We start from the raw sequence: 408 nt of genomic DNA on the forward strand, positions 1-408 counted from the left end.
TTCGGCGACTTCGGATTTGAACTTGTATTCTCAGAGCGCGTTCCATCGATCATAAGCGAACTGATGCCACTTGCGCTGCCCCCATTGCTCGCGGACGATAGCATTCATCTTAGTCAGGTGAAGAGCTTAGAGGCCGACCGGAAACTAAAGTTGGGTGATTTCAGCAGGTTGTGATTCTTCGAGGTGTTCGAAGCCATCGGAGAAGCAGATGACCTGGACCGAAATCACCCGCTGTCAGCATGACAGACGAGAGCTCCGCTATGCAAGCGATTGTACGGATACGGAATGGGCCTTGATCGAGCTGTTGATGCCAAGGCCGAGCAAGGTCGGTCGCCCGCGCAAGACCTGCATGCGATCGGTATGGGATGCGATCCAGTACATTGCGACGACTGGATGCCAATGGGCGCT

At 54.4% G+C, this 408-nt stretch carries 1 protein-coding gene; it reads left to right on the forward strand.

The features are described 5' to 3' along the window. Positions 1–208 precede the first annotated feature (208 nt). The coding region (locus tag I6F35_RS39695) for a transposase (protein ID WP_225122978.1) at positions 209–408 on the forward strand (200 nt) is incomplete at its 3' end.

Source organism: Bradyrhizobium sp. BRP22 (genome assembly GCF_020194175.1).
Lineage (GTDB): Bacteria > Pseudomonadota > Alphaproteobacteria > Rhizobiales > Xanthobacteraceae > Bradyrhizobium.